Origin of the sequence: Brenneria sp. hezel4-2-4 (assembly GCF_013155275.1) — a bacterium.
Classification (GTDB): domain Bacteria; phylum Pseudomonadota; class Gammaproteobacteria; order Enterobacterales; family Enterobacteriaceae; genus Brenneria.
Genome location: NZ_JABJXS010000024.1, coordinates 1 through 5,347, shown reverse-complemented (window position 1 = coordinate 5,347; position 5,347 = coordinate 1). Strand labels below are relative to the sequence as shown.

Genomic DNA, 5,347 nt, shown 5'->3' with positions numbered 1-5,347 from the left:
CGGGCCGGTGATGCGGTGACCGTCACCGTGGGTAGCGAGACTTATCAGACCACGGTGAATGCCGATGGCAGCACCTGGAGCGTGAATATTCCCGGCAGCGTGCTGGCTGGGAATACGGCGGTTACGGCTAGCGTCACCACGGCTGACGCGGCTGGGAATATTACCACCGCAGATGCCAGCCGCGGTTATACGGTTGATACCGTGGCGCCGGATGCGTCGATTACCGTTGATACCATCACCGCCGATAACGTGGTGAATGCGGCCGAGTCCGGTCAGACCATTAGCGTGACCGGTCAGGTTGGCGATCAGGTGCAGGCCGGTGATGCAGTGACCGTCACCGTGGGCAGCGAAACCTACCAGACCACCGTTAATGCCGATGGGACGAGCTGGAGCGTGAATGTGCCCGGCAGCGTACTGGCGGGGAATACGGCGGTTACGGCGAGTGTCACCACCTCTGACGCGGCGGGCAATACCACTACCGCGAACGCAGAGCGTCCCTACACCGTTGACACGATTGCGCCGGATGCCTCAATTACCATCGATACGATTACGGCGGATAACGTAGTCAATGCCGCCGAGTCCAACCAGACTATCAATGTGACCGGTCAGGTTGGTGATAACGTCCAAGCCGGTGATGCGATCACGGTAACTGTCGGCAGCGAGACTTATCAGACCACGGTGAATGCCGATGGCAGCACCTGGAGTGTCAATATCCCCGGTAGTGTGCTGGCAGGGAATACGGCGGTTACGGCGAGTGTCACCACATCTGATGCGGCGGGGAATACCACCACGGCAGAAGCTAACCGTCCTTATGATGTCGACACCATTGCCCCGGACGCCTCGATTACCATCGATACGATTACGGCGGATAATGTGGTGAATGCCGCTGAGTCCGGCCAGACCATCAACGTCACCGGCCAAGTCGGTGATCAGGTACGGGCGGGTGATGCGGTGACCATCACCGTGGGGAGTGAGACTTACCAGACGACGGTCAATGCCGATGGGACGAGCTGGAGTGTGAGTGTTCCCGGTAGCGTATTAGCTGCCAATACAGCAATTAATGCCTCGGTGACGACCGCGGATGCCGCGGGCAATACCACCACGGCAGAGGCTAACCGTCCTTATGATGTCGACACCATTGCCCCGGATGCGTCGATCAGTATTGATACCATCACCGCCGATAACGTAGTCAATGCCGCTGAGTCCGGCCAGACCATCAGCGTGACCGGTCAGGTTGGCGATCAGGTGCAGGCCGGTGATGCAGTGACCGTCACCGTGGGCAGCGAAACCTATCAGACCACCGTTAATGCCGATGGGACGAGCTGGAGTGTCAATATCCCCGGCAGCGTACTGGCGGGGAATACGGCGGTTACGGCTAGCGTCACCACCTCTGACGCGGCGGGGAATACTACTACGGCGGATGCTAACCGTCCTTATGATGTCGACACGGTAGTCCCGGATGCGTCGATAACTATCGATACGATTACGGCTGACAACATAGTCAATGCCGCTGAGTCCGGCCAGACCATTAGCATCACCGGTCAGGTGGGCGATCAGGTACAGATCGGTGATGTGGTCACCGTCACGGTCGGCAGTGAGACTTACCAAACCACTGTCAATGCCGATGGCGTGACCTGGAGCGTGAATATTCCCGGCAGCGTACTGGCGGGAAATACCTCAGTTAATGCCACGGTAACCACCGCGGATGCGGCGGGGAATATCGCTACGGCGGATGCCAGTCGCGGTTACACCGTTGATACGGTTGCGCCGGATGCCTCGATTACCATCGATACCATCACCGCCGATAATGTGGTGAATGCGGCCGAGTCCAACCAGACCATCAATGTCACCGGTCAGGTTGGTGATAACGTTCAGGCCGGTGATGCGGTGACCGTCACGGTGGGTAGCGAGACCTATCAGACCACGGTGAATGCCGATGGGGCGAGCTGGAGCGTGGATATCCCCGGCAGCGTACTGGCGGGAAATACCTCAGTTAATGCTACGGTAACCACCGTAGATGCGGCGGGCAATACCACCATTGCGGATGCTAACCGCGGTTACACGGTTGATACGGTGGCGCCGGATGCGTCGATTACCATCGATACCATCACCGCGGATAATGTGGTCAATGCCGCCGAGTCCGGCCAGACTATCAATGTGACCGGTCAGGTTGGCGATCAGGTGCAAGCGGGTGATGCAGTGACCGTCACGGTGGGTAGCGAGACCTATCAGACTACAGTGAATGCCGATGGCGTGACCTGGAGTGTCAATATTCCCGGCAGCGTACTGGCGGGAAATACCTCAGTTAATGCCACGGTAACCACCGCGGACGCGGCGGGGAATACCACCACGGCGGATGCCAGCCGCGGTTACACGGTTGATACGGTAGCCCCGGATGCCTCGATTACCATTGATACGATTACGGCGGATAATGTGGTGAATGCGGCCGAGTCCAACCAGACCATTAATGTGACCGGTCAGGTTGGCGATCAGGTGCAGGCCGGTGATGCGGTGACCGTCACCGTAGGTAGTGAGACTTATCAAACTACCGTTAATGCCGATGGCAGCACCTGGAGTGTCAATATCCCCGGCAGCGTACTGGCAGGAAATACGGCGGTTACGGCTAGCGTCACCACCTCTGACGCGGCGGGGAATATCGCTACCGCGGATGCCAGCCGCGGTTACACGGTTGATATCGTGGCGCCAGATGCGTCGATTACCATCGATACCATCACCGCGGATAATGTGGTGAATGCGGACGAGTCCGGTCAGACTATCAGCGTGACCGGTCAGGTTGGCGATCAGGTGCGGGCAGGTGATGCGGTGACCGTCACGGTGGGCAGTGAGACTTACCAAACCACGGTGAATGCCGATGGCGTGACCTGGAGCGTGAGTGTTCCCGGTAGCGTACTGGCAGGGAATACGGCGGTTACGGCGAGTGTCACTACATCTGATGCCGCGGGCAATACCACCACGGCAGAGGCTAACCGTCCTTATGATGTCGACACCATTGCCCCGGACGCCTCGATTACCATCGATACGATTACGGCGGATAATGTGGTGAATGCCGTCGAGTCCGGCCAGACCATCAACGTCACCGGCCAAGTCGGTGATCAGGTACGGGCGGGTGATGCGGTGACCATCACCGTGGGGAGTGAGACTTACCAGACGACGGTCAATGCCGATGGGACGAGCTGGAGTGTGAGTGTTCCCGGTAGCGTATTAGCTGCCAATACAGCAATTAATGCCTCGGTGACGACCGCGGATGCCGCGGGGAATACCACCACGGCAGAGGCTAACCGTCCTTATGATGTCGACACGATTGCCCCGGATGCCTCAATTACCATTGATACCATCACCGCCGATAACGTAGTCAATGCCGTCGAGTCCGGCCAGACCATCAGCGTGACCGGCCAGGTGGGCGATCAGGTACGGGCGGGTGATGTGGTGACTGTCAGCGTGGGCAGCGAGTCTTACCAGACGACGGTGAATGCTGATGGCAGCACCTGGAGTGTGAATATCCCCGGTAGCGTATTAGCTGCCAATACAGCGATTAATGCCACGGTGACGACCGCGGATGCCGCGGGCAATACCACCACGGCGGATGCCAGCCGCGGTTACACGGTTGATACCGTGGCGCCGGATGCCTCGATCAGTATTGATACTATCACCGCCGATAATGTGGTGAATGCGGCCGAGTCTAATCAGACTATCAATGTCACCGGTCAGGTGGGCGATAATGTCCAGGCCGGTGATGCGGTGACCGTCACGGTGGGTAGCGAGACCTATCAGACCACGGTGAATGCCGATGGCAGCACCTGGAGTGTGAATATCCCCGGCAGCGTGCTGGCTGGGAATACGGCGGTTACGGCTAGCGTCACCACATCTGATGCGGCGGGGAATACCACCATCGCAGAGGCTAACCGTACCTATGATGTCGACACGGTGGCCCCGGATGCGTCGATAACTATCGACACCATCACTGCCGATAATGTGGTGAATGCGGCCGAGTCCAACCAGTCTATCAATGTGACCGGTCAGGTTGGCGATAATGTCCAGGCCGGTGATGTGGTGACCGTCACGGTGGGCAGCGAGACCTATCAGACCACGGTGAATGCCGATGGGACGAGCTGGAGCGTGAATATTCCCGGCAGCGTACTGGCGGGGAATACGGCGGTTACCGCCACGGTGACGACCGCAGATGCAGCAGGCAATACCACTACGGCGAATGCTAACCGTCCTTACGATGTCGACACGATTGCCCCGGATGCGTCGATCAGTATTGATGCCATCACTGCCGATAATGTAGTCAATGCCGTCGAGTCCGGCCAGACCATCAGCGTGAGCGGTCAGGTTGGCGATCAGGTACGGGCAGGTGATGCAGTGACTGTCACGGTGGGCAGCGAGACCTACCAAACCACGGTCAATGCCGATGGCGTGACCTGGAGCGTGAATGTGCCCGGTAGCGTGCTGGCGGGAAATACCTCAGTTAATGCCACGGTAACCACCGCAGATACGGCGGGCAATACTACCACGGCAGATGCCAGCCGCGGTTACACGGTTGATACGGTAGCCCCGGATGCCTCAATTACCATTGATACCATCACCGCCGATAACGTAGTCAATGCCGTCGAGTCCGGCCAGACCATCAGCGTGACCGGCCAGGTGGACGATCAGGTACGGGCGGGTGATGTGGTGACTGTCACCGTGGGCAGCGAGTCTTACCAGACGACGGTCAATGCTGATGGCAGCACCTGGAGCGTGAGTGTTCCCGGTAGCGTACTGGCGGGGAATACCGCCGTTAATGCCACGGTAATCACCGCAGATGCGGCGGGCAATACCACCACGGCGGATGCCAGCCGCGGTTACACCGTTGATACGGTTGCGCCGGATGCGTCGATTACCATCGATACCATCACTGCCGATAATGTGGTGAATGCCGCTGAGTCCGGCCAGACCATCAACGTCACCGGCCAAGTCGGCGATCAGGTGCAGGCGGGCGATGCAGTGACGGTTACCGTCGGTAGTGAGACCTATCAGACCACGGTGAATGCCGATGGCGTGACCTGGAGTGTGAATGTGCCCGGCAGCGTGCTGGCTGGGAATACGGCGGTTACGGCGAGTGTCACCACCTCTGATGCGGCGGGTAATACCACTACCGCGAACGCAGAGCGTCCCTACACCGTTGATACGGTTGCGCCGGATGCCTCAATTACCATTGATACGATTACGGCGGATAACGTAGTCAATGCCGCCGAATCTAACCAGTCTATTAATGTGACGGGGCAGGTTGGTGATAACGTCCAAGCCGGTGATGCGATCACGGTAACTGTCGGCAGCGAAACCT

General features: G+C 58.6%; 1 protein-coding gene. It reads left to right on the top strand.

Annotated features, from left to right (window positions below; genetic code table 11):
- The coding region (locus HOY33_RS20405; RefSeq protein ID WP_172291847.1) for an Ig-like domain-containing protein at positions 1–5,347 on the top strand (5,347 nt) is incomplete at both ends.